Raw genomic sequence first — 26999 nt, forward strand, 5'->3', positions numbered from 1 at the left:
ACGTCAGCGTCCCAGCCGCTCCAGCTTCGCCACGCTCAAATCCAGCACCTTCATACCGTGGCTGCCGAAGTTGATCTGTGCGCGGCAGTTGGCGCCGCTGCCTTCGATATTGACGATCACGCCTTCTCCGAATTTGCCGTGCGAGACCGCCTCGCCGATGCGCCAGCCGCTGCCGCCGCCGGCTTTCTGCGCCATGCGCTGGGCCAGGGCGTTGTCGCTGCCCAGGTTCAGCGGCGCGTCGTCCCAGGCCGACTTCTTGTTGGCGAACCAGTGCGACTGCACCTTGGGCGACAGCCACTTCAGCGATTCCTCAGGCAGCTCGTCGAAGAAGCGCGACTTCATGTTGTAGCGGGTCTGGCCGTGCAGCATGCGGGTCTGCGAGAAGCACATGTACAGGCGCTTGCGCGCGCGCGTGATGGCCACGTACATCAGGCGCCGTTCCTCCTCCACGCCGCCGTCCTCTTTCGAGCTGCTCTCGTGCGGGAACAGGCCCTCTTCCAGGCCGGTGATGAAGACGTTGTCGAACTCCAGGCCCTTGGCCGAGTGCACCGTCATCATCTGCAGCGCGTCCTGGCCGGCTTGCGCCTGGTTGTCGCCCGCTTCCAGCGAGGCGTGCGACAGGAAGGCCGACAGCGGCGACATCACCGTGGCCAGCGGCGCGTCCGCGTCCAGTATCTCGATGCCGTCGGCGTTGACGATGGGCGCGCCGGCCTGCGCGTCCGCGCGCGGTCCCAGGTGCGCCGGGGCGCCCTGGCCATAGCCTTCTTCGGACACGAACTGCGTGGCCGCGCTCACCATCTGCTCCAGGTTCTCGACGCGGTCCGCGCCTTCTTTCTCGGTGGCGTAATGGCTCAGCAGCGTACTGCCTTCCAGCACCACGCGCACCAGTTCGGGCAGCGCCATCTGCTGCGTTTCAAAGCGCATGCCTTCTATCATCTTGACGAAGCCGGACAGCGAGCTGCCCGCCTTGCCCGACATATACGGCACCGCCGCGTACAGCGAAATGCCGTACTGCTGCGCCGCGCCCTGCAGGTTCTCGATGGTGCGCACGCCGATGCCGCGCGTGGGGAAATTCACCACGCGCAGGAAGGCCGAGTCGTTGTGCGGATTGTCCATCAGCTGCAGATAGGCGATGGCGTGCTTGACCTCGGCGCGCTGGAAGTAGCGCAGGCCGCCGTACACATGGTAGGGAATGCCGGCCGAGAACAGCGCATGCTCGATCACGCGCGACTGCGCGTTGGAGCGGTACAGCACCGCCACTTCGCTGCGCGAGGCGCCTTCGGCGATGAGGTTCTTGGTTTCCTCGATAATCCACTGCGCTTCCTGCAGGTCCGAGCTGGCCTCGTACACGCGCACCTGCTCGCCGTGCCCGGCGTCGGTGCGCAGGTTCTTGCCCAGGCGCTTGCTGTTATTGGCGATCAGCATATTGGCCGAGTCCAGGATGTGGCCGTGCGAGCGGTAGTTCTGCTCCAGCTTGATCAGGTTCTGGACGTTGAACTCCTGCTCGAAGGCGCGCATATTGCCCACATTCGCGCCCCGGAAGGCGTAGATGCTCTGGTCGTCGTCGCCCACCGCGAACAGCGCGCTGCGGGCCTGGCTCTGGCCCTGGCCGGACAGCAGCTTGAGCCACTTGTATTGCAGGTCGTTGGTATCCTGGAACTCGTCCACCAGGATGTGCTTGAAGCGCTGCTGGTAGTGCTCGCGCAGCGGCTGGTTGCGGCTCAGCAGCTCGTAGCTGCGCAGCAGCAGTTCGGCAAAATCCACCACGCCTTCGCGCTGGCACTGGTCGTCGTACAGGCCGTACAGCTCCACCATCTTGCGCTCGGCGGGATCGTGGGCTTCCACGTCGCCGGCGCGCAGGCCCGCGTCCTTGGCGCCGTTGATGAAGTACACCACCGACTTGGCCGGGAACTTCTCGTCGTCGATATTGAAGGCCTTCAGCAGGCGCTTGATGGCCGACAGCTGGTCCTGCGAATCGAGAATCTGGAAGGTCTGCGGCAAGGCCGCGTCGCGGTAGTGGGTGCGCAGCAGACGGTTGCACAAGCCGTGGAAGGTGCCTATCCACATGCCGCGCGTATTGATCGGCAGCATGGCCGACAGGCGCGTGAGCATTTCCTTGGCGGCCTTGTTGGTGAACGTTACCGCCAGGATGCCGGCCGGCGATACCTGGCCGGTCTGGATCAGCCAGGCAATGCGGGTGGTCAATACGCGGGTCTTGCCCGAGCCGGCGCCGGCAAGGATGAGGGCGCTTTGGGCCGGCAGCGTGACGGCGGCCAGTTGTTCGGGGTTGAGGTTGTGGAGGAGATTTTGCATCCCGTGATTATACCGGGGCGGCGCGCGCCCCGGTGCAAAACACTGGATATCCAATCAGCCCTTGGGGGCCGGGACCGCTTCGGCCTGGCCGTTGCGCACGGCTTCCTGGATCAGCGCACGCACGGTCTGGTCGGCTTCGCGGCTCAGGCGGCCCTGCTCCCGGCCCAGCTCGCCCATCTTCCGGCCCAGCTCCTTCATGGGCTTGCCGGCTTCGCGCATTTCCGCACTCAGCGCCTTCATTGGCTCCTGCTTGAGGGCCATTTCCGCGTGCATTTTTGCAAACTCGGCAGTCAGCTCCTTCATTTGCTTCTTGAAGGGCTCCATTTCCTTTTTCAGGGCCGCCATTTCGCGCTGCAGGGCCTCGCGGTCGGCGCCGGCTTCACCGTTGCGCTCCATCCGGCGCCCCACCGCTTCCATCTTGCGCGCCACGGCTTCCTGCTCGCGCGCCACTTGCTCGATCCTGGCGTGCGGCATACCGCGCTCCTGGCGCTCGGCCTGGTCGGACATCGCGCGCATTTTCTCGCCCAGCACGGCCATGGCCTTGCTGTGCTGCTCCATCTCCTTGCTTTGCTCTTTCATTTTCTGATCCATCGCGTCGGCCGGCGCCCAGGCGGCGTTGACCTTGGCCAGCAGTGCGGGATCCTTGATCAGCCAGGCCTGGCTACCGTCGCGGTACCAGATGAAGTCGCCCTTCACGGCGCCTTCCAGGCGGCTCAGTTCGGCCATGTCGTTGCGGCCGGAATAGATCGACTTGTAGCCGTCGCCGCGCCGGATGGCGTAGGCTTCCTTGGCGTTGTTGTTCATGGTCAGGCGGCCGAAGGTCATGCGGATGCGCCCGGGAGTGTGCGGGGCAGCCTGCTCGTCGGCCTGCATGGGCGCCGGCGGGGCCGGCGGCGCAGCCGGGGCTGCTGGAGCTGCCGGTGCGGCGGGGGCTGCTTTCGCTGCCGGAGCAGCCGGAGCCGCTGGGGCTGCCGGTGCGGCGGGGGCTGCAGGAGCAGCCGGGGCAGCCAAAGCCACCAAGGCGGCGGGAGCGGGACGGGCGGCAAGCGCGGGACGCGGTGCTGGCATCGGAGCGGCTGCGGGCGCCGGGGCCGGGACTGGAGCGGCGTCCGGCACTGGCGGCACCGGCGCGGCGGCCGCGAGCATCATCGGCTGGGCAACGGCAGGCACCGGCGGCACGGCAGGCAGGGACTTGGGGGCGGCGGGCGCGTCAATAGCGGGCACGGCAGGAGCTGCCGGCGCGTCAACGGCGGGCGGCTGCGGGGCGGCGTGGGCGTACAGCACGGCGCAGGCGGTGCACAGGCCAAGCAGGGGCGCGGCAATCTTCCAGCTCAGCGGCTGGCTGTCTGGGCGGACCAGACGTTTGATACGGGACATGAGGTTTCCTCCTTGAGCCCCCAGCGCAGGCTGGGGGGTAGCGAACTGGAAGCGGTCCAGTTCGGACAATGCAAGGGCCAGGCGCCGCGGTTCGCCGAGCGTGCTTGCGGCTAAATCATCTGCAATCTGCTCCCGTTCGTCGCGGATGTGCCGGGACAGCATCCACACGCTCGGGTGGTAAAACAACAGTATCTCGATCGCGCTCTGCACCAGGTTCACCAGGTAGTCATGGCGCTTGATATGGGCCAGTTCGTGCGCCAGCAGCGCTTCCAGAAGATCGGCCGGCATGCCGGTCAGCAGCGACGCGGGCAGCAGCACCACCGGCTTCCAGCAGCCCGCCGTCATGGGCGAGTCCAGGTGGTCCGCCACGGCCAGCCGCACCGGACGGTCCAGCCCGAGACGCAGCGCCAGGCGGTCCAGGCGCTGCTGCCAGTGGGCATTCGGCACGGCCTGCGCCTCCAGCGTGCGCTCGCGCACCCAGAGCAGGCCCAGCGACAGGCGCACCGTCATGAACGCGGCCCCGCTGGCCCACAGCAGCACCAGCCAGGGCAGCTGGCGCTGCAGCATGTATTGCCAGGAAATGAGTTGGTCGCCATCCATGAGCACGGGCACGCCCAGGCCAGCGGATGCCGCGCCGGCAGGAGCGGCCGCCATCAGCAGCGCGGCGGGATCGGCGGCGGGCGCGGCGCTGGCCGCGTCCAGCAGGCGCCAGACGATACCGGCCAGCGGCAGCGCGGCGCACAGCAGCAAGGCGCCGCAGGCAATCGCGTAGCGCGCCTGGGGACGGGCGTTGCGCAGCAGTTGCAGCGCCAGTGTCGCCGCCCAGCCGATCAGCAATCCCTGCCACACAAAGTGCAGCAGCGACCAGCCTATGGCAGGCATCAGCAGGGACAGCAACTCGGCCATGAATAACTCCTTGAAATATGCAATGTAGATTAAATGATCTAGAACTCTCTGTCTAGAACTTTTTTTCTACTTCCAACCGTGACGGCGTCAGCATGAATGTAGCGGCGGGCGCCGCCAGGAGCGAGGGATTTGCGACAGAACGCCGCCTGCGCGGAGCAGGCGGCAAAAATGCGGAGTTTAGAACTCGACCACGGAACGGATCGACTCGCCGGACTTCATCAGGTCAAAGCCCTTGTTGATGTCTTCCAGCTTCAGCTTGTGGGTGATCAGGTCGTCGATATTGAGCTTGCCTTCCATATACCAGTCGACGATCTTCGGCACGTCGGTGCGGCCGCGCGCGCCGCCGAAAGCGGAGCCCTTCCACACCCGGCCCGTCACCAGCTGGAACGGACGGGTGGAGATCTCCTGCCCCGCCGCCGCCACGCCAATGATGATGGACTGGCCCCAGCCCTTGTGGCAGCACTCCAGCGACTGGCGCATGGTGGTGGTGTTGCCGATGCACTCGAAGCTGTAGTCGGCGCCGCCGTCCGTCAACTGGACGATGGCGTCCACCACGTTTTCCACCTTGGTCGGGTTGATGAAGTGCGTCATGCCGAACTTGCGCGCCATCTCTTCGCGCGCCGGGTTGATGTCCACGCCGATGATCTTGTCGGCGCCCACCATCTTGGCGGCCTGGATCACGTTCAGGCCGATGCCGCCCAGGCCGAACACCACCACATTGGCGCCCGCCTCCACTTTGGCGGTGAACAGCACGGCGCCCACGCCGGTGGTGACGCCGCAGCCGATGTAGCAGACCTTGTCGAACGGCGCGTCCGAGCGGATCTTGGCCAGCGCGATCTCCGGCACCACGATGTAGTTCGAGAAGGTGGACGTGCCCATGTAGTGGAAGATGGGCTTGCCGTCGATGGAGAAGCGGCTGGTGGCGTCCGGCATCAGGCCGCGGCCCTGGGTGGAGCGGATCGACTGGCACAAGTTGGTTTTTTGCGACAGGCAGAATTTGCACTGGCGGCACTCCGGCGTGTACAGCGGAATGACGTGGTCGTCCTTCTTCAGCGATTTCACGCCCGGACCCACGTCCACCACCACGCCTGCGCCCTCATGGCCCAGGATGGCGGGGAAGATGCCTTCCGGGTCGGCGCCGGACAGGGTGTAGTAGTCGGTGTGGCAAATACCGGTGGCCTTGATTTCCACCAGCACTTCGCCCTCGCGCGGGCCGCCCAGCTCCACTTCCTCGATGGTCAGCGGAGCGCCGGATTTCCATGCAACGGCTGCTTTGGTTTTCATGCTTGTTTCCTGTGTACGTTGGGGATTGCCCTGATAAGCGGGATACCCGAATCATAACAAGGAAAATAAGATTACACCGGCAATAAGGCCAACCCCTGTTCCGGCCTTTCGTCCCACAGGCGGCGCAGCTGGCCGGCCAGGCGCAGCGGTTCGAGCGGCTTGGCGATGATGCCGGCCGCGCCGGCCGCCACGTAGCGCGCCATTTCACCGGCCGACACCGCGCCGGTGACGAACATGGCCGGCGTATGGCACAGGTGCGGTATGCTGCGCAGCTGCGCCAGCGTGGCCACGCCGTCCATGCCGGGCTCCTGCACGTCCAGCAGGATCAGATCGGGATGAAAGTCAGCCCCCAGGCGCAATGCCGCCAGGCCCGAACTGCACTCGCGCACCTTGAAATTGCCGATCACTTCCAGCGCCATCTTGGCCACGCCGCGCACGTGCGGGTTGTCTTCAACATACAGTATGCTGTTCAGCACGCCCATCAGGTGGCCTCCTCTTGCAGGATCACCGGCTCTATGCCCAGCAGATGGGACACGGTGCGCCAAAGCTGGCGCGGCGAGGTCCAGGGCTTGGGCAGGAAGGCGTGCGCCTGCAGGCGCAGGCCGGGATGGCGGGCCGAATACAGCAGCACCGGCATGCGTTCCCGGCGCTGCCGCAGCTGCTCCAGCAGCACCGTGCCGTCGCCATCGGGCAGGTCCGGATCGAGTACCACCAGCGCGTAGCTGGCCTGCTCCACCTTGCCCAACGCCTCGGCCAGCGTGGCCACGTGCACCACTTCCGTTTCCGGCACCAGCAGCGTGGCCAGCACCAGCGCGGCGTCGCTGTCGCCGTCAACGTGCAGCACACGCGGCACTTCGGTGACCAGGGCCGCCAGCTCTTCCATCACGTCACCGATTGCGTGCAGATTGTCCTTCATCTTCTTTTCTCCGCCCGCAGCCAAGGCGGCTGCGGTTTGCTTGTTGCGCAGTGCCTGAAGCCAGAAGGCGCGCGCGCACAGCAGCGGCGGGGCCGTATCGATGGATTCAGGGTGCAAGGTCGGCGGAGCTGGGCCGAAATTCAGATACAGCGGCAGGGAGCGGGCGGCTGCAAGAGGAAGCAACGGGGCGGTTCAGGACCCCGTGCTTGTGGATACAAGTTTAGCGTATTTCAGGCGAAACGGTTTTATTTTCGGACTTATTTTTTCAGCCGTGCACTAAACGCAGCATGCAAACCATTCAATGTTTCCTCGGCCGTCAGCAGCTGGTCGGCAATCTCGTTGATCTTGCGACGGCTGGAACGCGCATGGTCGCGCAGCACCTCGAACGCGGTGTTGCGGTCGGTCTGGAACTTGCACATCAACAGGCCGACGGCCAGGCTGGTCTCGCGCCCGGCGGCCAGCGCCGCATTCAGATTCAGTTCGGTGCGGCGCAGCTGGCGGATTTCGTCGGCGCGCGCCAGACCGGCTTCGAAGGCCGGCATCAGGTGCTGCTCGTCCACCGGCTTGACCACAAAGCCAACCGCGCCGTAAGCGGCGGCCTGCTTGGCCGCGTCGCTGTCGCCGCGTCCGGACAGGAACATGAACGGCACCGAGGTGTTGCGGTTGAGCTGCTTGGCCAGTTCCAGGCCGGACATGCCGGGCATGTGGATGTCGAGCAGCGCCATGTCCGGTTCGCGCTCGGCCACCTGGGCCAGCGCCTGGTCGGCCGAATAGGCCAGCACCGTGTCGTAACCGGCATGGTGCAGCACTTCGCTAAGGAAGGCGGCCAGCAACTGGTCGTCGTCAACTATCAGTATCAGGCGCTTCGCCGGGGTGGGTGCATTCATTGTTCGCAACCTTGAGCGGAAGATAATGCAACCGATTATAAGACGATCGCGCCGCGCCGGCGCGAATTTATTCGCTGATGAATTCTTCCACGGCTTCAGCCAGGAACAGCGCGTTGAAATCGCGCACCGCCTGGGCCGGGTCTTCCACCATGTAGACGCCGCTCACGGCCGCCACCATGTGCGCCCCGCGCGCCACCAGCGGCGCGGCGTTCTGCGGCGTCATGCCGCCGATGACCACGCGCGGCAGGTGCACGCGCCGGCGCGCCTCGTCCAGTATCTCGGGCTGCGTGGTGACGGCATACTGCTTCACGCGCGACAGGTAGAAGCCGCCGAAGGCGACGTAGCTGGCGCCGGCTTCCTGCGCGTCGAGCGCCAGCTGCATCTCGCCGTAGCAGGAGGCGCCGATGATGGTGTCCGGCCCGAGCAGCGCGCGGGTCTGGGCAATGCGGGCGTCGGTGCCGCCGAGGTGGATGCCGTCCGCGCCGATCAGCAGGCACAGGTCGACATGGTCGTTGACGATGAAGGGCACGCCGTAGCGGCGGCACAGCGCCAGCAGCTCCGCGCTCTGCTTCATGCGCAATTCGGGGCTGGCATCCTTGTGGCGGTACTGCAGCATGGCCACGCCTTCGGCCAGCGCCTGTTCGGTGACGTCGAGCAGGCGGGCGGTGTCGTCCCAGTTGGGGGTAACCAGATAAAGTCCTTGCATGATGGTCTCTCTTTGATAGTTGTAGTGACTAGCGTTGTGGAATGCGCTGGCCGGGCGCGATGGCAAAGGCGGCGGCCAGCGCGCCATGCGTGTAGTCTTGCGCGCGCGCCAGCGCCTGCTGCATCGGAACGCCTTGCGCCAGCAGGCCGGCGGCAGCGGCGGCCAGCGTGCAGCCGCTGCCGTGGAACTCGCCGGGCAGGCGGGCCCAATGCCAGGCCCGCTCCTGCCCCGGCGTCGGCGCGGCGCTGAACCAGCGGTTGATGACGGTGTCGCCGCCGCCATGGCCGCCCGTGACCAGCACGTGGCGGCAGCCCTGCCCCAGCAAGACCCGCGCAGCGCGCTGCGAATCCGCATCGGCGCCGGCGGGTGACTCGGCGGCGCCGGCCGCCGCATCCGCCGCTTCCGCCGTGCTGCCGGTGCGCGCCAGCGCCAAAGCTTCCGGCCCGTTGGGCGTGATCAGCGTGACCAGAGGCAGCAGCGCCGCCAGCGCCTGCACCGCGTCGCCGCGCGAGAGCAGGTCGCCGTGGCCGCTTGCCAGCACGGGGTCGAGCACGACGGGCAGCGTATCGCCCGCTCCGGCGCGCAGTTCGGCGCGTAGTTCGGCGATCACCTGCGCTATGGCGCGCGCGTTGGCGGCGCTGCCGGGGATGCCGATTTTGACCGCATCCACCGTCACCCTGGCTGCCAGCGCGCGGGCCTGGCGCAGCACCACATCCGGCTCCACCGGCAGCACTTCGTACACACGGTCATTGTCCTGCACCGTGAGCGCGGTGATGACCGGCAGCGCATGCGCACCCTGTGCACGTATCGCCAGGATGTCGGCAGCGATGCCGGCGCCGCCCGACGGATCAGCGCCGGAAAACACCAGCACGCAGCGCCTCCGCGCATTCGGCCCGCCCGCATCCGCAGCGGCAGCGCTCACCGTCATACCATCCTGCCCGCCATCGGCGACGACGGCGAGGCCGCGAACTTGCGCGCAATGCGCCCGGACAGGAAGGCTTCACGCCCAGCCTGCACGCCCAGCTTCATGGCTCGCGCCATGCGCACCGGATCCTGCGCGCCGGCAATGGCGGTATTCATCAGCACACCGTCACAGCCCAGCTCCATCGCGATGGCCGCATCCGACGCCGTGCCGACGCCCGCATCCACCAGCACCGGCACCTTGGCCTGCTCGATAATCAGCGACAGATTCCATGGATTGAGTATCCCCATGCCGGAGCCGATCAGCGACGCCAGCGGCATCACCGCCACGCAGCCGATATCCTCCAGCATGCGTGCCTGGATAGGATCGTCGCTGCAATAAACCATCACATCGAAACCATCCTTCACCAGCTCCTTCGCCGCCACCAGCGTCTCCGGCATATTGGGGAACAGGGTCTTCTCGTCGCCCAGCACCTCCAGCTTCACCAGCTTGTGGCCGTTGAGCAGCTCGCGCGCCATTTGCAGCGTGTAGACCGCGTCCTTGGCCGAATAGCAGCCGGCGGTGTTGGGCAGGATGGTGTACTGCGACGGCGGCAGCACGTCCAGCAAGCTGGGCGCCTTCGGGTCCTGGCCGATGTTCACGCGGCGGATCGCCACCGTGATGATTTCAGCGCCCGCCGCGTCGGTCGCCTCGCGGGTCTGCGGCAGGTCTTTGTATTTGCCGCTGCCCACCAGCAGGCGGGAGGTGTAAGTCTTGCCTGCAATGGTCAGCAGGTCTTCATTTTTCAGGTCACGCATTTTCAATCTCCAATTTTTTTGTTTGACACGCCGCGCTCAGCCACCGCCGATGGCGCGCACGATGTCCACTTTGTCCTGCGCCTGCAAGGTGCGCCCGCCCCAGGCCTGGCGCGGCACCACGCTGCGGTTCACAGCCAGCGCCAGCGCCTGGTGCGCCAGCCCCAGCTCCTCCACCAGCGCCTGCAGGCTGTATTGCGGCGGCACGCTGCGCGCCTCGCCGTTCAGTTCAATCGCGATCATGGCGGGTCAAGCCTTGCTGTAGAGCTGCGCGCCCTTCTTCACAAACTCCACAGCCTTCTCCTGCATGCCCTGCGCAGCGTACTCGCGCACCTCCTGCGTGATCTTCATCGAGCAGAAATGCGGGCCGCACATGGAACAGAAATGCGCCACCTTGGCGCTGTCCTTGGGCAGCGTCTCGTCATGGAAAGAGCGCGCCTTGTCCGGATCGAGGCCGATGTTGAACTGGTCTTCCCAGCGGAACTCGAAGCGCGCCTTGGACAGCGCGTTGTCGCGGATCTGCGCGCCCGGATGGCCTTTCGCCAGGTCCGCCGCATGCGCCGCGATCTTGTAGGTGATGATGCCGTCCTTGACGTCGTCCTTGTTCGGCAGGCCGAGATGCTCCTTGGGCGTGACGTAGCACAGCATGGCCGTGCCGTACCAGCCGATCAAGGCCGCGCCGATGCCGGAAGTGATATGGTCGTAGCCCGGCGCGATGTCCGTGGTCAGTGGTCCCAGCGTGTAGAACGGCGCTTCGCTGCACTGATCCAGCTGCAGGTCCATATTCTCTTTGATGAGCTGCATGGGCACGTGGCCCGGGCCTTCTATCATCACCTGCACATCGTGCTTCCAGGCGATCTGCGTCAGCTCGCCCAGCGTCTTCAGTTCGCCAAGCTGCGCCTCGTCGTTGGCGTCGTAGATGGAGCCGGGACGCAGGCCGTCGCCCAGGCTGAAGGACACGTCGTAGGCCTTCATGATTTCGCAGATCTCTTCGAAGTGCGTGTACAGGAAGGACTCCTTGTGATGCGCCAGGCACCACTTGGCCATGATGGAGCCGCCCCGCGACACAATGCCCGTCAGGCGCTTGGCCGTCAGCGGCACGTAGCGCAGCAGCACGCCGGCGTGGATGGTGAAGTAGTCCACGCCCTGCTCCGCCTGTTCAATCAGCGTGTCGCGGAAAATCTCCCAGGTCAGGTCTTCTGCCTTGCCGTTCACCTTCTCCAGCGCCTGGTAGATCGGCACCGTGCCGATAGGTACGGGGCTGTTGCGGATGATCCATTCGCGCGTTTCGTGGATATGCTTGCCGGTGGACAGATCCATCACATTGTCGCCGCCCCAGCGGATGGCCCAGGTCATCTTCTCCACTTCCTCGCCGATGGACGAGGTGACGGCCGAGTTGCCGATGTTGGCGTTGATCTTGACCAGGAAATTGCGGCCGATGATCATCGGCTCCACTTCGGGGTGGTTGATATTGGCCGGGATAATGGCGCGGCCACGGGCGATTTCCTCGCGCACGAATTCGGGCGTGATCTCGGCCGGGGTTGCGGCGCCATAGTTCTGGCCCGGATGCTGGCGGCCCATCATTTCCGCCATGCGTTCACCCATGGGGCCGGACGCTTTCAGCTCCGCCAGGTACTCCTTGCGGCGCATATTTTCGCGGATCGCCACGAACTCCATCTCGGGCGTGATGATGCCCTGGCGTGCGTAGTGCATTTGCGTGACATTGCCGTTTGCCTTGGCGCGGCGCGGCTTGCGGGTCAGGTTGAAACGCAGCTCGGCCAGCGCGGCGTCGTTCAGGCGCTCCTTGCCGTAGTCCGAAGTCGGGCCGTCCAGCTCCTCGGTGTCATCGCGCTCCAGTATCCACGGCAGGCGCGGCGTGGCCAGGCCGGAGCGGATATCGATCTGCACGTCCGGGTCGGTGTACGGGCCGGAGGTGTCGTAGACGTAGATGGGCGGGTTCTTCTCGTGGCCGAAGCTGGCCGGGGTGTCGGACTGCGAGATCTCGCGCATGGGCACGCGGATATCCGGGCGGCTGCCCTCGACATAGAATTTGCGGGAATTCGGCAGCGGCGCGATGGCCGCGCTGTCCACTTCAGCGGTGGCGGACAGGAATTTCGGGTTGGCGTTCATTTGGCTCCTTTGTTGGCTACAGGAGCCAGCAAAGGAGGTTCGGCAAATACCCGGCTGCGGCGCGCAGTCCCCAAAGTACGGGCGCGCGGCGTGGCGGGTGGAGGCCTAAAGCTTCCCTTCGCTGGCATTATCCAGATCAGGTTCGGAGGGTATTTCTCACCCGCGCCGCTTTCGCAACGCAGGACCCCTAGCGTGTGCCGCCTTGCGGCAGCGGTTTGAATTATACATGGCCCGCGAACGCAGGCAACATTGATTCGAAACTAAACTTTTTTATTGCACCGCAGGCTCAGCGCGATACGCTGCAGCGGGCAATGCGGTCGATCGAGCCGCTCCACAAGCCACGGTGGCCGCGTTCCTTGGCGACGAACTTTCCTTCCACCGAGGCGTAGCGCAAAGTTTTGCAGCGCAGCTCGGGGCTGTCCTTGGCGAAGGTGACCCACAGGCCGTTGCGCAGGATGCCGTGGTCGTAGTCGTCGCGGTGCAGGTAGATTGCATCGCCATCGAACTCGCGCACCAGGTAGCCGCTCACGCGGATTTGCTTGCCGTCGAAGCGCGCGGGGTTTGCGATCAGCTCTATCAGGGACACGTCCTGCGGCGGGCGCGCCGCCGGTGCGGCCTGCGCCGCCATTGCCGCCGCCATCATCAGGGCCGCTACGATTGTCTTCACCACCAAACTCCATCTATCTGTTCAAAATGCGATGATAACCGAGCGTGGCGGCGTTACGGCGCACATCCTCAAGCAGACGAAAAAAAGCCCCGCCGAAGCGGGGCTCCAGGCAAGCGCCGGAAATTACTTCGCGGCTGGCGCAGGTGCGGCTGCGACGGCTGGTGCTGCGGCAGGCGTAGCGGCGGCTGGCGTGGCGGCGGCCTTCTCAGCATGCTTGCCATCCTTGGCGTGCGATTTCTCTTTCGACTTTTCGGCCTTCTCGGTCTTCACCACTTCCTTGCTTTCCTTGGCTTCCGCTTTCACCACTTTGGCTTCCGCCTTGGCCGACGGCGCTGGAGCAGCGGCAGGAGCCGGGGTTTGAGCGAAGGTAGCGGTTGCGAACAAGCCGGCGATCAGGGTAGCGATAGTCTTGGTCATGATATTTTTTCCTTGGTCAGTATATGAATGGTTTGTTCGGTGCTGCGATTACTTGGCGGCCGGAGTGGTGGCCGAAGCGACGACCGGGGCTGCTGGTGCTGCTGGTGCTGCGGCCGGGGCGCTTGCGGTTTTTTCCGCCGGCTTGGCTGCGGCTTTGCTGTGGTGCGTGCCCTTGGCGGCTTTCTTGTGTTCTTTCGCAGGTTCCGCTTTCACATCGGTCTTCGCGGCTTCCTTGGTTTCCGCTTTCGCGGCAACCGCCTCGGTCTTGGCGGAAGGCGCTGGCGCGGCTGCAGGCGCCGGGGTTTGTGCGAAAGCTGCGGTTGCGAACAGGCCGGCGATCAGGGTAGCGATAGTCTTGGTCATGGTGTATTCCTCTGTAATGATATAAACGGTTTATTTAGTTAACTTTTACTGCTTACTTCGTTGCAGGGGCGGCTGGCTTTGCCGCTTCCTTGACTTCTTTATGTTCTGCCTTGTGCTCTGCTTTGTGTTCTGCTTTGACTGCGGCTTTGGTTTCCACTTTTACTTCGGTCTTGGCTACCGGTGCTGCTGGAGCGGCGGGCGCCGTTGCTGGTGCGGAGGCCTGTGCAAACGCAGCGCTAGCGAACAGTCCGGCGATCAGGGTAGCGATTACTTTTTTCATTTTTCAGTCCTCTTTCTAGTTTGTGGTTTCGTGCACATTTGCCGTGTCACTGAGCAGAAAACGCGGCCCGGTTTCATGCAGTTGACGGGCTTTACACGCGCTTACAACTTGCGGTAATTGCTTACAGTTAGCCAAAAAAAATCCCCGCCGAAGCGGGGATCCATTTTCGGCAAGCAGGCCGGGTCAGGCAAACGGCGTGTAAGAGATCCCATTCTGAATAGCGCCAATGACCTGCAACTGGTTCTCCGCACTTTCGCTGAAGCTCACCAGCATGTCGGCATAGGCCAAACCATTCTTGACGGAGTTGCTCCAATATTCGAGTCCGCCCTGGTCCGGCGCGCGGTGCAGCACATTGGCGTACAGCTTGGAGATAAACGCGTCGGCCGACAGATTGGCGCCGTACATACCCTGGAATTCGGCGCTCCCAATAAAGCTGCCTGCAACGTCCCGCATACTGCTGCCGGCATCCAGCACCGCCATCCAATAGCCCAGGCCACCGATGTCCGGCGTGCGGTTGAGCGCCGCCTGATACACGCGGTAGGCCATGCCCGCGTTGCCGGCGATATCAAAGGCAAGCGCGCCGTCGGCAAATTTCACGCGTTCGATATTGCCCGTCATGTCGATGCTCTGGCTGCCGTTCAGCGATGAAACGTTGAAGCCAGCAGCAGTCTTGGCGATCGCGTAGGTGGACTTTGCACCGCTGTACTTCAGCACATCGACGCCGCTGCCGCCATCAATGCGGTGGGAGCCCGACAGCACCGATATCACGTCGTTGCCCGCGCCCGCATCCACATGCAGCTGCCCGCCACCGCCGCCGATCGTGACGGTGTCGTTACCCGTGCCAGCCATGATCCACGCATCGCCGTATATCCGCGCCGGCAGGTTGAGGCTGATGGTGTCATTCCCGGTAAAGAGCGCGCTGTTTGCCAGCATGCTGGAATCGATTACCTGGCTGGCGCTCAGCGGCGCCGACAGCCCCGTGAGGCGCTCATAGCTGCCGTCGCGGTATTCGGTGACATAGGAGGACATGACGCCGCTCACCGATGAATGGCTCAGTCCCTGCGCAATGGTCAGCGAATTGCCGCTTACCTGGAAATCGCCCGCAATGGTGGTCGATGCCATCACCTTGTCGGCGGTCAGCACAAGCTTGGACAGTGTGCCCCTGACATCGCCGCTCGGGGTGGAGTTCAGCAGCCCGTTGAACTGGATGCCCACGTTGCCGAACTGCTGGTTGTAGTCGGCCGAATACGAAGGCAATATCGTGGTGATTTTGAACGCGCCGGCAAGGCGCACTTCAATGCCGGTGGCGGTCGCCGTGCAGCTCAGCGCATTGGGATTGGACAGCGTAACGCCAGTGCACACTGAATAGTAGTTCTGCTCCTCACCCACTGCGTGGCTGACACCGCTAGGCAAAAAAAATCCCCGCCGAAGCGGGGATGCACCTCAGGTTCGACAGTCTTACTTGGCTGGCGCGGCAGGGACGGCGGCGGTTTCAGCTGCCTTGACTTCCTTGGCCGCCTTGGCGTGCGCCTTGGCTTTCGATTTTGCAGACTTCTCATGCGCCTTGGCTTTTTCGACTTTGGCGTCGGCCTTGGCACTGGCCACATCGGCGTTGGCGCTGGCTACGGTTTTGGCTTCCTTGGCGTCGGCTTTCACAACTTCCTTGGTTTCCTTGGCTTCGGCTTTCACAACCTTGGCTTCGGCTTTCGCCGCTGGCACAGGCGATGCGGCAGGGGCTGGGGTTTGGGCGAAGGCTGCGGTAGCGAACAGGCCGGCGATCAGGGTAGCGATGGTCTTGGTCATGATGTAATCCTCTTTAAATTGATATAAACGGTTTAGTTTGTTACCACGAAGTTTCACTCATCCACTTCAGTTCCAGGGCAGCTGGTTTTGCCGCGTCTCTGGGCAGAAAACGCGGGCCGGAAGGCCGCAGTTGACGAGCCTTACACGTGCTTACAACTTGCTGTATTTGCTTACAGGTGGACTTCTTTGGCCCGCGCCTGCACTTCGAAGCGGTTGTCGAGGTAGGCGCGCCGGCCGCGCAGCATCTGCCACAGGCTTTCCAAGGGATAGGCCAGCAGGAAGGGCGCTCCCCACCGCTCGTACTGGCGGACGTGTTCATGCTCGTGCAGCCGCAGGCGCTCCAGGTCCGCGCGCGTGGCGCCGATGACCACGTGGCCGAAGGTGATGGCAACGAAAGGCAGCTTGCGCAGCCAGCCGGCTTCCGCGCGCGCCGACAGCGCAATCTCGGCCACGCCGTCCACGGCCCGCATCCTCGCGCCAAACAGGAACGCGGGCGAAGCCAGGCAGATACCGACGGCAGTGCACGGCGCCGCCCAGCCATAGCGCAGGCAGCGCAACGCCCACCGCACTGCGGCGTAGCGGCTTTCCGGCGGTTTCAATGGCGTTGCGCCCACGGTGGCGGCCTTTCATTATCAATATGGCACATATTATGTGCGAAATATTGTGCACTGCGGCGCTGGCGGCATGCACTGGCGGCATTGCCCCTTTATAATGGTCGTTTTCGCCTACAACACAGCCCAACATCATGGAATTAGCCAAGTCTTTCGAGCCCGCCGACATTGAACAGTTCTGGCGCAGCGAGTGGGAGAAGCGCGGTTACTACGCCGCTTCGCTCGACCTGTCCAAGCCCTCCTTCAGCATCCAGCTGCCGCCGCCGAACGTCACCGGCACGCTGCACATGGGCCACGCGTTCAACCAGACCATTATGGACGGCCTGACCCGCTACCATCGCATGCTGGGCCATAACACCGCCTGGATCCCCGGCACCGACCATGCCGGCATCGCCACCCAGATCGTGGTGGAGCGCCAGCTGGACGCGCAGAAGATCTCGCGCCATGACCTGGGCCGTGAAAAATTCATCGAAAAAGTCTGGGAGTGGAAAGAGAAATCCGGCTCCACCATCACCGGCCAGATGCGCCGCATGGGCACCTCCCCTGACTGGGCACGCGAATACTTCACCATGGACGAGCCGCGCTCGAAAGTGGTGTCCGAAGTGTTCGTGCGCCTGTTCGAGCAAGGCCTGATCTACCGCGGCAAGCGCCTGGTCAACTGGGACCCGGTGCTGGGCACCGCTGTGTCGGACCTGGAAGTGGCGTCGGAAGAAGAAGACGGCTCCATGTGGTACATCAAGTACCCGCTGGCCGACGGCAGCGGCTTCCTGACGGTGGCCACCACCCGTCCTGAAACCATGCTGGGCGACGTGGCCGTGGCCGTGGACCCGACCGACGAGCGCTACCAGGCGCTGGTCGGCAAGATGCTCAAGCTGCCGCTGTGCGACCGCGAAATTCCCGTCATCGCCGACTCCTACGTGGACAAGGCCTTCGGCACCGGCTGCGTGAAGATCACCCCTGCGCACGACTTCAACGACTACGCGGTAGGCCAGCGCCACAAACTGGAAATGATCACCATCCTGACGCTGGACGCCAAGATCGCCGACAACGCGCCGGCCGCCTACGTGGGCATGGACCGCTTCGCCGCCCGCAAGCAGATCGTGGCCGACCTGGACGCGCAAGGCCTGCTGGAGCAGGTCAAGCCGCACAAGCTGATGGTGCCGCGCGGCGACCGCACCGGCGTCGTTATCGAGCCGATGCTGACTGACCAGTGGTTCGTCGCCATGAGCAAGCCTGCCCCTGAAGGCACCTTCAACCCGGGCAAATCGATCACCGACGTGGCGCTGGAAAAAGTGGCCAGCGGCGAGATCAAGTTCGTGCCGGAGAACTGGAACACCACCTACAACCAGTGGCTCAACAACATCCAGGACTGGTGCATCTCGCGCCAGCTGTGGTGGGGCCACCAGATCCCTGCGTGGTACGACGAGCAGGGCAACATCTTCGTGGCGCGCACCGAAGCCGAAGCCGTGGCCAAGCAGCAGGCGGCCGGCAGCACCGGCGCCCTGCGCCGCGACAACGACGTGCTCGACACCTGGTTCTCGTCCGCGCTGGTGCCCTTCTCCACCCTGGGCTGGCCGGAAGAAACGCCTGACCTGAAGGCCTTCCTGCCGTCGTCCGTGCTGGTGACCGGCTTCGACATCATCTTCTTCTGGGTGGCGCGCATGGTCATGATGACCGCGCACTTCACCGGCAAGGTGCCGTTCAACACCGTGTACGTGCACGGCCTGGTGCGCGACTCGCAAGGCCAGAAGATGTCCAAGTCCAAGGGCAACACGCTGGACCCGATCGACCTGATCGACGGCATCGGCATCGAAGCCCTGGTGGAAAAACGCACCACCGGCCTGATGAACCCGAAGGCGGCCGAGAAGATCGCCAAGGCCACGCGCAAGGAGTTCCCGGAAGGGATCGCCGCCTACGGCACGGACGCGGTGCGCTTCACGATGGCGTCCTACGCCTCGCTGGGCCGCAACATCAACTTCGACCTGGGCCGCTGCGAAGGCTACCGCAACTTCAGCAACAAGCTGTGGAACGCCACCCGCTTCGTGATGATGAACACCGAAGGCAAGGACTGCACCGCGAGCGAAGCGGACCTGTCGCAAGCCGACAAGTGGATCATCTCGCTGCTGCAGAAGGCCGAGGCGGACGTGGTGAAAGGCTTCGAAGACTACCGCTTCGACAACATCGCCAGCACCATCTATAAGTTCGTATGGGACGAGTACTGCGACTGGTACCTGGAACTGGCCAAGGTGCAGGTACAGAACGGCACCGAAGGCCAACAGCGCGCCACCCGCCACACGCTGCTGCGCGTGCTGGAAGTGGTGCTGCGCATGGCGCATCCGATCATCCCGTTCGTGACCGAGGAACTGTGGCAGGCCGTGGCCCCACTGGCAGGCAAGGACAGCGCCGGTCAATCCATCATGACCCAGCAATACCCGCTGCCCAACCTGGCCAACATCGACGAGGCGGCCGAAGCCTGGATGGGCGAGCTGAAAACGCTGACCGACGCCACGCGCAACCTGCGCGGCGAAATGAAGCTGGCGCCGTCGCTGCGCGTGCCGCTGATCGTGGAAGCATCCTCGCCGGACGACAAGGCGCGTCTGGCCGTGTACGCGCCCTACATCCAGGCGCTGGGCAAGCTGGCCGACGTCACCATCGTCGACACGCTGCCCGAGACCACGGCGGCCGTCTCCATCGTCGGCACCACCAAGCTGATGCTGAAAGTGGAAATCGACGTCGCGGCCGAGCGCGAGCGCCTGTCGAAAGAGATCGCCCGCATCGACGGCGAGATCACCAAGGCCAGCACCAAGCTGTCCAGCGAAAGCTTCGTTGCACGCGCCCCGGCGGCCGTCGTCGCCCAGGAAAAAGAACGCCTGGCCAACTTCACCGCCACCATCGAAAAGATGCGCGAACAACTGGCCAAGCTGCCGGCATAAGCTAGCGCCCCCCAAAAAAAGGGGTCAGGGTTGATATTCCCAAGCGGGAATATCAACCCTGACCCCTTTTTTTGTTGCCACACGAAATAGTACGACTATTCTATTAATTGGCGCTACACTCGTCGGACAAACATAACTTTTGGAGACAACCTTATGCGTAACTGGATCAAAGCCGGCGCCCTGGCCGCCGCCGTCGTCATGGCGCCTGCCTTTGCCGATGATGCCAGCCCCGTGGGCCTGTGGAAAAATATCGATGACGTGAGCGGCAAGCCTAAGGCGCTGATACGCATCAGCGAGAGCAACGGCGTGTTGCAGGGCAAGATCGAGAAGCTGTTCCGCCCCGCCGACCAGGAGCAGAATCCCAAGTGCGACAAGTGCACCGACGCGCGCAAGGACCAGCCCATCCTGGGCATGGTGTTCATGTCCGGCCTGAAAAAAGACGGCGACGAGTACACCGGCGGCGAGATCCTCGACCCGGACAACGGCAAGGTCTACAAGAGCAAGATGGAACTGGCCGACGGCGGCAAGAAGCTGAAAGTGCGCGGCTATATCGGTGTGCCGATGCTGGGCCGCTCGCAAACCTGGCTGCGCCAGGAGTAAGCAGGAAAATCAGCCGCGGCTGGCTGCCTTGACCTTGGCCAGGTGGCGGTCCAGCGCGTTGGCGAAACTCTGGCGGTCCGACTGGCTGAACGGCGCGGGGCCGCCGGTGTCGACGCCGCCGCTGCGCAGCTCTTCCATGAAGGCGCGCATGGTCAGCATCTGCGCGATGTTGTCCACGGTGTAGAACTCACCGCGCGGATTCAGCGCCAGCCCGCCCTTCTTCAGCACGTCCGACGCCAGCGGGATGTCGGCGGTGACGACCAGGTCGCCCGGCGCCAGCAGGCGCACGATTTCCTGGTCCGCCACGTCCGCCCCGGACGGCACTTGCACCGAGCGCACAAAGCGCGACGGCGGCACCCGCATCAGCTGGTTCGCCACCAGCGTCACCTGCATCTGCGTGCGCTCGGCCACCCGGTACAGGATGTCCTTGATCACGGCCGGACAAGCGTCCGCGTCCACCCAAATTTGCATGCACTGCTTTCTTAGTAGGGAATATAGGCGATGCCGTGCTCGATCGAGCCGATGACTTGCGCCATGTTCTCAGCGCTCTCGCTGAAGTCGACCAGCAACTGCGTCCGCATGGCGCCATTGTCCAGCGCACGCACCCAGAAGTCCAGCCCGGCTTGCTCGGGGTTACGGTGCAGCACATTGTGGTACAGCTCCGTCACGAATTGCTGGTTCGGCTGCGCGGCGCCGTACAGGCGGGTGAACTCCTGGCTGCCCAGGAAGGACGCGGCCACGTCGCGCAAGGCGAGCCCGGCATCGAGATGCGAGATCCAGTAGCCCAGGCCGGGCAAGTCGGGCTGGCGGTCGAACGCGGCCTGGTACAGGCGGTAGGCCTGGCCTGCGTTGCCGTCCGCGTCCAGCGCTATGGTCTGGTCGGAAAACGCCACCCGCTCCACATTGACCAGCGTATTGCTGGTGCCCCGGCCGTCCGTGACCAGATAGCCGCCGCCGGATTTGCGCAGCGTGAAACCGGTGCTGGCCTCCGCGTACGCCACTTCGTCCAGGCCTGCGCCGCCCTGGATAACGGTGGGGCCGGGCACGGGGCCGCTCACCGGCGCATCACCCGGCACTTCGGCGGGCACGCCGTCCCGCACCTCGAAGCGGGTGTTGATGCCCATGGCGGCAAGCTGGGCCGCAGTGTATTCCCTCGCGTTGCCGCTCTGGTCGGTGACCACCGCGCTCAGCAAGTTGTAGACGCCCAGCCCGGTTTCCGCCAACAGCGTGCCGGTATAGGCGGCGGAGTTCAGCGTGCCGTCGTAGAAGGTGTCGCTGCCGCCCACGAAGCCGCCGATGGAAACCGCCGGGCCGGTAAAAGTGTCCAGGTAAAAATCGCGGTCGAAGAACAGATCCACGCCGGCCACGCCGCTGCCGGCGCCGTCCTGCGCATGGGCGGTAAAGCTGAGCTGCTGGGCGCCGCCGCTGATGTCCACCACGCCCGGCAGCACCAGTCCGGTCAGCTCAGGGGCCGTGGCGTCCGCCACGCCGCCGGTAATGGTGACCGCCGTATTGAAGCCCATGGCGGCCAGGTCGCTGTCGAAATAGTGCTTCACATTGCCGGCCATGTCGTAGACCGCGACTTCGTAGATGCGGTACACGCCGGGAGGCGTGGCGGCGCCGACCGGGAACACATAGCTGGCGGAGCCGTCGCTCAGCGGGTCCGCACTGCCCGGTGCGCCTATCATGATGGCCTGGCTGGAGCCGAGCGGGGAGATAAGGGACTGCTGCATCCAGACTTGCGCCCAGCCGGGGCCGGAGCCGCCGGTTTCATCGCGCGCGTCCACGCGCAGCGACAGGTTGCGCGCACCAGCGCTGAGGTCCAGCGTGGATGGCATGGAAAAGCTGACGAGACGGGGCGGGGTAATGTCCATGGAAGTGTCCGTTCAAACTGAAGAGGCGGCGGCCGCTGCCGGCCAGAATAGTGCCATACAGCAATACTCAGCAGACTAACCGGCTGCACCACAACATTCAATGGCGGACGGACATTACCAATTGTCACTGTCGCCAGCCATCCACACCACGCGGCGGGCGGAGTTGGCGAGGAGCTATCGCCTATTGCAACTTCATTATTTACGTTTCAGTTCAATTTCGAACAGCTTGGGCCATAGCTTTCCGGTTACAAACAGGCGGCGCTTGGCGCTGTCGTAGGCGATGCCGTTGAGGACGTTGTCGCTGCCGGACTCGATGCCGGCCTTGGCGGCCAGGCCGCTCAGGTCTATCCAGCCCATCACGCGGCCGCTGAAGGGGTCGATGCGGGCGATCTTGTCGGTCTGCCAGATGTTGGCGTAGATCTGCCCTTCCACCCATTCCAGCTCGTTGATCTGCGTGACCGGCTCGCCGTCGGCGGTAACGCGGATGCGACGGGTCTGCTGCATGGTTTTCGGATCCAGCACGCGGATGTACGCGGTGCCGTCGCTCATGTAGAGCCGTTCGCCGTCCGTGGCCAGCGCCCAGCCTTCGCCGGGGTAGCTGAAGGTCTGCTTGAGCTGCAGGGTCTCGCTGTCGAAGATGAAGCCGGTCTGGCTGGTCCAGGTCAGGCCGATGATGACGTTGCCCACGGCGGTAATGCCTTCGCCGAAGAACTGCGCCGGGATATCGGTCTTCTGCAGTACCTTGCCGGTTTCCAGCGCCACCTTGCGCACCGAGGAGCGGCCGTTCAGGCCCGTGCTTTCGTACAGGATGCCGTTCTGGAACAGCAGCCCCTGCGTGAAAGCCTGCGGGTCGTGCGGGTAGCTGTGCTTGATTTCGTAGCCGTACACAGGCACAGCGGCCTGTGCAGTGGCCAAGGAGGCAAACAGCGCCAGGCCCGCTGCGGCCAGGCGCCCTACTACTTTGGTGCTGCTCCAACTTTGCATGGTCATTCCGTGGCGGATCAATAAACCATGCAGTATAACGCCAGCCTCAGTTTGCCTGCTTGGTCGGCATGACCACCACTTGCATCAGGTTCACGCGCGGCGGCTGCGCGGCCAGGAAGCCCACCACTTCGGCCACGTCCTCCGGTTGCAGGAACTCGATGTTCCTGGCGGCGTCGGCCAGCCAGTCCAGCACGCCCTGGTGGGTGACGTGGCTTTGCAATTCCGTGGCGACGATGCCCGGCTCTATCATGGACACGCGGATGTTTTTCTGGCCCAGCTCCACGCGCATATGGCGCGTCAGGTGGCTGACGTAGGCCTTGGTGGCGCTGTACACGGCGAAGTAGGGATAGATGTACTGGCCGGCGATGGACGAGGTGTTGATCAGGTCCACGGTCACGCCCTGCTCCGCCGCCTGCTTCAGCTGCGGCACGAAGGCGTGGATGATGCGCATCACGCCGTCCACGTTGATGTCGATCTGGCGGCTCCACTCCTCCAGCTTGTTTTCCTCGATGGCGCCGGGCAGCATCAGGCCGGCGTTGTTGAAGACCAGGTTGGCAGGTCCCCAGGCGGCCAGCACGGCGGCGGCGGCGGCATCGATGGAAGCCTGGTCGGTCACGTCGACCGCCAGCGCCATGGCGGTGCCGCCGGCCTGCTCGATCTCGGCCACCAGGCGGTCCAGCGCATCCTTGCGGCGCGCCAGCACGGCCACTTTGGCGCCGCGCGCGGCCAGCAGCCTTGCGGTGGAAAGGCCGATGCCGCTGGAGGCGCCGGTAATGACGGCCACGCGACCGGACAGTTGGGTAGCTTGGTTCATGCTGTTCTCCTTGAGGTTCAATGCCGGCGATGCGGCGACAGGGAGAACTTTATATTTTCAAGGACAACCAAAGTAGTCCCAAAAACCCGATTGAAAGACAACTGCGAGTTGTTAATCAATCGGCGCCAACGTAGGGCGGGTTAGCGGGCAATGCCCGCGTAACCCGCCAGCTCCGCGCCCGGCACCGAGAACACCGTACTGCCCTGCAAGCGCTCCACGGCAAAATCGATAAAGCGCCGCACCCGGCCCGGCATATCGGCGCGCTGCGGATAGTAGAGATGCAAGCCCATGCGCTCGCTGACCGTGGACACCAGCAGCGGCACCAGCTCGCCGCTGCGCAGCGGCGCGGCGGCGTTGATGCTGTCCACCTGCCCTATGCCCATGCCGGCCAGCACGGCGTGCATGTCCGCCTCCGGGTCGTTGCTGCACAGGACGGTGGGCATGTGCTGGAACACGGTGCTGCCGTCCACCTCGAATTCCCACGGCATGGCGCGCCCGCTGCCGGGCTGGCGGTAGGCCGTGCAGCGGTGCGATTGCAGCTCGGCGATGCTGCCCGGCGCGCCATGCTGCGCCAGGTAGGCCGGCGTGGCGCAGACGATCTGCTGCACCGGGAAGAGCATGCGTCCTATCACTTGCAGGTCCGGCGGATTGCCGGCGCGGAAGCCGACGTCGATGCGCTCATCCACGATATCGCTGAAGCCCTCCGACAGCAGCAGCTCGAACTGGATCAGCGGGTAGCGCTGCTGGAACTCGGCCAGCAGCGGCATCAGCACCTTGCGGCCCACCGCGCCGGGCGCGGTAATGCGCACCACGCCCTGGTCGTCCTGTGCCGCGCTGCGCGCCTTGCTGAGCGCGCCGACCAGCCCGTCCAGGCCGGGCTTGACGGACTCCAGCAGGCGCTGGCCTTCTTCGGTGAGAGTGCTCTTGCGGGTGCTGCGGTGGAACAGGCGCACGCCCAGGTGCTGCTCCAGCTGGCGTATGGTCTTGCTGACCGCCTGCGGCGTGGTGCTCTGCGCTTCGGCGGCCCGGTTGAAGCTGCCCAGTTCGGCAGCCCGCACAAAGGTGGCGACGGCGCGCAGTTCGTCCATCAGGCAGCCTTGGCTACAGGTCCCACAGCTCGCCGTTCGGATTGGTGCGCGGCGGCGTGACGCCGAAGTGCTTGTAGGCCGCCGGCGTGGCGACGCGGCCGCGCGGCGTGCGCTGCAGATAGCCTTGCTGGATCAGATAAGGCTCCAGCACGTCCTCGATGGTGTCCGCCGCCTCGCCGATGGCGGCGGCCAGGTTGCCGATGCCGACCGGGCCGCCGCCGAATTTGTACAGCACCGCCTCCAGCAGCTTGCGGTCCATCACGTCGAAGCCGACGGTGTCCACGTCCAGCATCACCAGCGCGGCGGCGGCGACTTCGCGCGTGATGTCGCCGTTGCCCTTCACTTCGGCGTAGTCGCGCACGCGGCGCAGCAGGCGGTTGGCGATGCGCGGCGTGCCGCGCGCGCGGCGGGCGATTTCAGCCGCGCCTTCCACGTCCATGCTGGCCTTGAGCAGCGCGGCGCTGCGGCTGACGATCTTGGTCAGTTCCGGCACGGTGTAGAACTCCAGCCGCGCCACGATGCCGAAGCGGTCGCGCAACGGATTGGTCAGCATGCCGGCGCGCGTGGTGGCGCCCACCAGGGTGAAGGGCTGCAGGTCCAGCTTGACGGAGCGCGCGGCCGGGCCTTCGCCTATCATGATGTCGATCTGGTAGTCTTCCAGCGCCGGGTACAGGATCTCCTCCACCACCGGCGACAGGCGGTGGATCTCGTCGATGAACAGCACGTCGTTCGCTTCGAGATTGGTGAGGATGGCGGCCAGGTCGCCCGGGCGCTCCAGCACAGGGCCGGAAGTCTGGCGCAGGTTCACGCCCATTTCGCGCGCGATAATGTTGGCCAAGGTGGTCTTGCCCAGGCCGGGCGGGCCGAACAGCAGCGTGTGGTCCAGCGCTTCCTTGCGGTTGCGCGCGGCCGAGATGAAGATCTCCAGCTGGTCGCGGATCTTGGCCTGCCCGACATATTCATCGAGGTGCTTGGGGCGCAAGGCGCGTTCGATGGCCTCCTCGTTCGGCGACGAAGGCGCGGCGTCGATAATGCGCTGCTCGGTGAAATTGTCGGTCTGGATGCTCATTGCTTAGTATTTACCATTAACCCTTGGACAGCGCTTTCAGCGCCTGCTTGATGCCGTCCGACACGCCGGCGCCGGCGGGAACGGTCTTCAGCGCCAGCAGCGCTTCCTTGTCAGAATACCCCAAAGCGATCAGCGCGTTCAGGATGTCGGACTGGGAGTCGTGCACCGGATGCGCGCCGCCCGCGCCGAGGTCCGCGCCCAGCTTGCCCTTCAGCTCCAGCAGCAGGCGTTCGGCGGTCTTCTTGCCGATGCCGGGCACTTTCACCAGGCGGCCGGATTCCTGCAGCGTGACGGCTTGCGCCAGGTCCGCGATCGACATGCCGGACAGGATGGACAGCGCCATGCGCGCGCCTATGCCGCTGATCTTGATCAGCTGGCGGAACACCGCGCGTTCCTCGGCGTTGCCGAAGCCAAACAGCAGGTGCGCGTCTTCGCGGATGGCCTGGTGGGTGAACAGCACCACCTTCTCGCCCACGCCGGGCAGGTTGTAGAAGGTGCTCATGGGCACGTCGACTTCGTAGCCTACGCCTTGCACGTCAACCAGCAGTTGCGGGGGATTTTTTTCAAGCAGGATGCCGGAGAGACGTCCGATCATGGGTTGTAACCTTAGTGAGTGGGTTTAATCGACCAGGCGGCCGCGGCGCATGCGCAGGCCGGCCAGCGGGCTGGCCGCCGTGCCGCCCGCCAGGCTGATCAGGGCCAGCGCATCGTAGCTGTTGGCATGGCAGATGGCCACGCCGAGCGCGTCGGCCGCGTCCGAGCCGGGCAAGCCGGGCAGCGCCAGCAGGCGCGCCACCATGTCCTGCACCTGGGCCTTGTCGGCCTTGCCGGTGCCGACCACGGCCTGCTTCAGCTGGGTGGGCGAATATTCCGCCACGCTCAGGCCGTTGCTGACCAGCGCGCAGATGGCCGCGCCGCGCGCCTGGCCCAGCAGCAGGGTCGATTGGGGATTGACGTTGACGAAGACTTTTTCGATGGCCGAGCAGTCCGGCTGGTAGGTGGCAGCGACTTCGCTCACGCCGTCCAGGATGACTTTCAGGCGGGCCGGCAGGTCGCCTTCGCCGGACTTGATGGTGCCGGACGCGATATAGCGCAGCTTCGCGCCCTGTTTGTGGATGACGCCAAAGCCGGTGGTGCGCAAACCTGGGTCGATGCCGAGAATAATCATGCTCGGATTGTACATCAACAACATGGCTGGCAAGCAGCAAAAGCTGTATATAAGCACAGTGCAATAAAAACAGGGCCGGACAGGTTTCCCCAT

At 64.6% G+C, this 26999-nt stretch carries 28 protein-coding genes and 1 riboswitch; of the genes, 2 read left to right on the forward strand and 26 right to left on the reverse strand.

Features of this window, described 5'->3' with window-relative positions; genetic code table 11:
• Positions 1-3: 3 nt before the first annotated feature.
• The 18 genes from GTP77_RS08080 to GTP77_RS08160 form a co-directional block, all read right to left on the reverse strand.
• The gene (locus GTP77_RS08080; RefSeq protein ID WP_161071658.1) at positions 4-2313 is read right to left on the reverse strand and encodes a UvrD-helicase domain-containing protein; all 2310 of its coding nucleotides are present in this window, start codon (positions 2311-2313) and stop codon (positions 4-6) included.
• 54 nt (positions 2314-2367) lie between these two features.
• A complete protein-coding gene (locus GTP77_RS08085; protein ID WP_161071659.1) occupies positions 2368-4596 on the reverse strand; it encodes a M56 family metallopeptidase in 2229 nt (742 codons plus the stop codon).
• Between the two features lie 177 nt (positions 4597-4773).
• Positions 4774-5880 (reverse strand): S-(hydroxymethyl)glutathione dehydrogenase/class III alcohol dehydrogenase, encoded by a 1107-nt coding sequence (locus tag GTP77_RS08090; RefSeq protein ID WP_161071660.1) that lies wholly within the window; start codon positions 5878-5880, stop codon positions 4774-4776.
• 71 nt (positions 5881-5951) lie between these two features.
• Entirely contained in the window at positions 5952-6362 is a 411-nt protein-coding gene (locus tag GTP77_RS08095; RefSeq protein WP_161071661.1) for a response regulator, read from the reverse strand.
• A complete protein-coding gene (locus tag GTP77_RS08100) occupies positions 6362-6979 on the reverse strand; it encodes a response regulator (protein WP_228895011.1) in 618 nt (205 codons plus the stop codon). The genes GTP77_RS08095 and GTP77_RS08100 overlap by 1 nt, the downstream gene beginning before the upstream one ends.
• Positions 6980-7053: 74 nt before the next feature.
• Complete coding sequence (locus GTP77_RS08105) at positions 7054-7683, reverse strand: ANTAR domain-containing response regulator (RefSeq protein ID WP_161071662.1); 630 nt, start codon at positions 7681-7683, stop codon at positions 7054-7056.
• Positions 7684-7750: 67 nt separating this feature from the next.
• Positions 7751-8389 (reverse strand): thiamine phosphate synthase, encoded by a 639-nt coding sequence (gene thiE / locus GTP77_RS08110; RefSeq protein ID WP_161071663.1) that lies wholly within the window; start codon positions 8387-8389, stop codon positions 7751-7753.
• 28 nt (positions 8390-8417) lie between these two features.
• Complete coding sequence (gene thiD / locus GTP77_RS08115) at positions 8418-9317, reverse strand: bifunctional hydroxymethylpyrimidine kinase/phosphomethylpyrimidine kinase (RefSeq protein WP_161071664.1); 900 nt, start codon at positions 9315-9317, stop codon at positions 8418-8420.
• Entirely contained in the window at positions 9314-10108 is a 795-nt protein-coding gene (locus tag GTP77_RS08120) for a thiazole synthase (protein ID WP_161071665.1), read from the reverse strand. Before GTP77_RS08120 ends, thiD begins: the two co-directional genes overlap by 4 nt.
• Positions 10109-10144: 36 nt before the next feature.
• A complete protein-coding gene (thiS, locus tag GTP77_RS08125) occupies positions 10145-10348 on the reverse strand; it encodes a sulfur carrier protein ThiS (protein WP_161071666.1) in 204 nt (67 codons plus the stop codon).
• 6 nt (positions 10349-10354) lie between these two features.
• Positions 10355-12235, reverse strand: coding sequence for a phosphomethylpyrimidine synthase ThiC (gene thiC, locus GTP77_RS08130; RefSeq protein ID WP_161071667.1), 1881 nt, complete (start codon positions 12233-12235; stop codon positions 10355-10357).
• Positions 12236-12331: 96 nt separating this feature from the next.
• Positions 12332-12434: riboswitch (TPP riboswitch) on the reverse strand.
• Between the two features lie 87 nt (positions 12435-12521).
• Positions 12522-12902: a hypothetical protein gene (locus GTP77_RS08135; protein WP_161071668.1), complete on the reverse strand. Its 381-nt coding sequence runs from the start codon at positions 12900-12902 to the stop codon at positions 12522-12524.
• 123 nt (positions 12903-13025) lie between these two features.
• Complete coding sequence (locus tag GTP77_RS08140; RefSeq protein WP_161071669.1) at positions 13026-13319, reverse strand: hypothetical protein; 294 nt, start codon at positions 13317-13319, stop codon at positions 13026-13028.
• A 48-nt stretch (positions 13320-13367) separates the two neighbouring features.
• On the reverse strand, positions 13368-13682 hold the full coding sequence (locus GTP77_RS30175) for a hypothetical protein (RefSeq protein ID WP_187358654.1): 315 nt from the start codon (positions 13680-13682) through the stop codon (positions 13368-13370).
• Positions 13683-13734: 52 nt separating this feature from the next.
• Positions 13735-13962, reverse strand: a complete 228-nt coding sequence (locus tag GTP77_RS08145; protein ID WP_161071670.1) for a hypothetical protein — start codon at positions 13960-13962, stop codon at positions 13735-13737.
• A 183-nt stretch (positions 13963-14145) separates the two neighbouring features.
• Entirely contained in the window at positions 14146-15375 is a 1230-nt protein-coding gene (locus GTP77_RS08150) for a DUF4214 domain-containing protein (protein ID WP_161071671.1), read from the reverse strand.
• Between the two features lie 45 nt (positions 15376-15420).
• Positions 15421-15765 carry a hypothetical protein gene (locus tag GTP77_RS08155; RefSeq protein ID WP_161071672.1) on the reverse strand — a complete coding sequence of 115 codons (345 nt, stop codon included), beginning with the start codon at positions 15763-15765 and terminating at the stop codon, positions 15421-15423.
• Between the two features lie 170 nt (positions 15766-15935).
• Positions 15936-16235: a hypothetical protein gene (locus GTP77_RS08160; protein ID WP_229202119.1), complete on the reverse strand. Its 300-nt coding sequence runs from the start codon at positions 16233-16235 to the stop codon at positions 15936-15938.
• 275 nt (positions 16236-16510) lie between these two features.
• Here GTP77_RS08160 and GTP77_RS08165 point away from each other — a divergent pair, with 275 nt between their 5' ends.
• Both GTP77_RS08165 and GTP77_RS08170 read left to right on the forward strand, forming a co-directional pair.
• A complete protein-coding gene (locus GTP77_RS08165) occupies positions 16511-19309 on the forward strand; it encodes a valine--tRNA ligase (protein WP_161071673.1) in 2799 nt (932 codons plus the stop codon).
• 153 nt (positions 19310-19462) lie between these two features.
• Positions 19463-19909: a DUF2147 domain-containing protein gene (locus tag GTP77_RS08170; protein WP_161071674.1), complete on the forward strand. Its 447-nt coding sequence runs from the start codon at positions 19463-19465 to the stop codon at positions 19907-19909.
• Positions 19910-19918: 9 nt separating this feature from the next.
• On the opposite strand, the gene GTP77_RS08175 is transcribed toward GTP77_RS08170, so the two are convergent.
• The 8 genes from GTP77_RS08175 to ruvC all read right to left on the reverse strand — a co-directional run bounded on the left by GTP77_RS08175 (position 19919) and on the right by ruvC (position 26906).
• On the reverse strand, positions 19919-20380 hold the full coding sequence (locus GTP77_RS08175) for a YaiI/YqxD family protein (protein WP_161071675.1): 462 nt from the start codon (positions 20378-20380) through the stop codon (positions 19919-19921).
• A gap of 11 nt (positions 20381-20391) precedes the next feature.
• Positions 20392-21783 (reverse strand): DUF4214 domain-containing protein, encoded by a 1392-nt coding sequence (locus tag GTP77_RS08180; RefSeq protein ID WP_161071676.1) that lies wholly within the window; start codon positions 21781-21783, stop codon positions 20392-20394.
• A gap of 195 nt (positions 21784-21978) precedes the next feature.
• A complete protein-coding gene (locus GTP77_RS08185) occupies positions 21979-22767 on the reverse strand; it encodes a glutaminyl-peptide cyclotransferase (protein ID WP_161071677.1) in 789 nt (262 codons plus the stop codon).
• 46 nt (positions 22768-22813) lie between these two features.
• On the reverse strand, positions 22814-23581 hold the full coding sequence (locus GTP77_RS08190; RefSeq protein WP_161071678.1) for an SDR family oxidoreductase: 768 nt from the start codon (positions 23579-23581) through the stop codon (positions 22814-22816).
• 140 nt (positions 23582-23721) lie between these two features.
• Positions 23722-24669: a LysR family transcriptional regulator gene (locus GTP77_RS08195; RefSeq protein WP_161071679.1), complete on the reverse strand. Its 948-nt coding sequence runs from the start codon at positions 24667-24669 to the stop codon at positions 23722-23724.
• A 13-nt stretch (positions 24670-24682) separates the two neighbouring features.
• Entirely contained in the window at positions 24683-25738 is a 1056-nt protein-coding gene (gene ruvB / locus GTP77_RS08200) for a Holliday junction branch migration DNA helicase RuvB (RefSeq protein ID WP_161071680.1), read from the reverse strand.
• Positions 25739-25754: 16 nt separating this feature from the next.
• Entirely contained in the window at positions 25755-26333 is a 579-nt protein-coding gene (gene ruvA, locus GTP77_RS08205; RefSeq protein ID WP_161071681.1) for a Holliday junction branch migration protein RuvA, read from the reverse strand.
• Between the two features lie 24 nt (positions 26334-26357).
• Positions 26358-26906, reverse strand: coding sequence for a crossover junction endodeoxyribonuclease RuvC (ruvC, locus tag GTP77_RS08210; protein ID WP_161071682.1), 549 nt, complete (start codon positions 26904-26906; stop codon positions 26358-26360).
• Positions 26907-26999: the final 93 nt, after the last annotated feature.

Source organism: Pseudoduganella aquatica, from assembly GCF_009857595.1.
GTDB classification, from domain to species: Bacteria; Pseudomonadota; Gammaproteobacteria; order Burkholderiales; family Burkholderiaceae_D; genus Rugamonas; species Rugamonas aquatica_A.